The organism is Leeia oryzae DSM 17879 (assembly GCF_000376945.1).
Taxonomy (GTDB): domain Bacteria; phylum Pseudomonadota; class Gammaproteobacteria; order Burkholderiales; family Leeiaceae; genus Leeia; species Leeia oryzae.
In genome coordinates this window covers 1-1613 of record NZ_AQXU01000001.1, presented here as the reverse complement: position 1 = coordinate 1613, position 1613 = coordinate 1, and the positions used below count along the sequence as shown (strand labels likewise).

Sequence of the window (1613 nt, the reverse complement as noted above, 5' to 3'; positions counted from 1 at the left end):
TGAGCGGTCATGCAGATAACGCAGCGATCATCAATGATCTGCTGACGCATGGCAAGCTGATCACGGACTAAGCGAGAAAAGAGGGAGGGGCGCTGCGAGGCGCCTCTCCTTCGCGCACGCGCAGTTGTTGTATCGCGTAAGTATTAAATGCAATGCCTGATGTCGTGCAAGTTGTAAGTCATCAAGGTCATCAAGCAACAAAAAACCCGCTGAACTTATCATTCAGCGGGTTTTTTGTTGTGCCTAAGCAGGCGAGAGAAGCTTACTTCTTGCGAACAGGTGGCAAGTCAGTGCAACCCTCTTCAACAATCCTGTTAAACCAATGGGTGTGTTGCATCCCGATCAATAGGTCGCGATGATTTTCTATTAGCCATATCGGGAAAACAGCATGTTTTGACAGAAATTTGCCATGGACCAGTCATAAAAGCCTCTGACTGTACTTTAGTACAATAGGCGGCCTTTTTATATCTCTGTAGATTCGCGCATTGGGCAGTTTAGTATCCTGTCATAGCCAGATCACACACGTGATTTTTTACAAGCACAATAAGGGATGTAAACATGGGCGATTCTGTGAGTTCAGTAAAATCTACAATGGTTATCTCATCGGTCAAAGGGCGAGTTATCGTCCGTGACGAAAATGGTCTTGAGCATGCCGCCAAGCCAGGAGAGGTCCTGACGGTTGGCGAGAAACTGGTCACTGGCGTTGACGGACTGGTCGAACTGACTACCGCAAATGGCGGTAATCCGATCACACTGGCTGCAAATAAAGAACTGCTCATTGATGCCGACATCTTTGGTACTCAAGCAACTGATAATACAGAAGCTGCCATTGCCCAGCTGAACCAAGGCGATGTCAACGTGGTTCAGGCCCTGGCCCAAGGTCAGGATTTGACTGCCAACCTTGACCCAACCGCGGCCGGCCTGAATGCTGGTGGCGATGCAACAGAGGGACACAGCTTTGTACGCTTGTTCCGCATTGTTGAAGGTTTAACATCACTGGATTTTGGTTTTTCAACCCCAGCAGAAAATACCCATTTTGAAACTGCGCCAGCTACTGCTACTGCAAATCCTGAGAATGTGCCTCCGGTGCTGGATCTGGACCAGAACGACAGCAGTTTTGGCGAAGTACCCCCACAAGGCGGGTCAGCAAACTACCTGACCACGTATGTTGAAAACAACGAAGGTGTCTCTATTGCGGATAAAGACATCATCATTACCGATTCGGATAACACAACGCTGCAAAGCGCTACCATCACGCTAACCAATCCAAAAGAAGGCGATCTGCTGAATCTGGACCTTGGTAGCCTGCCTGCTGGTATCACCGCAACACAGGTTGGTGATAACCAGATTGTACTGAGCGGTGCTGCAACACTGGCCGAATATCAGGCTGCAATCCGTCAAATCACATTCAGCAGCACCTCAGAGACACCAGATACTACCCAGCGTGACATCACCGTTGTGGTAAATGATGGCCAAGCAGATAGCAACGTCGCCCATACCTACGTCGATGTTATTTCTGTGAACGACGCACCAGTGGCTGTGAACGACACGTACAGCATGGCGGAAGACGGTGGCTCGATCACCCTGAGCCCACTGCCGAACGACAGCGATGT

1 protein-coding gene is annotated in these 1613 nt (G+C 49.7%); it reads left to right on the top strand.

The features are described from left to right. Positions 1-591 precede the first annotated feature (591 nt). Positions 592-1613: retention module-containing protein (locus F552_RS18050; RefSeq protein WP_033374321.1), on the top strand; the 1022-nt coding region annotated here is incomplete at its 3' end.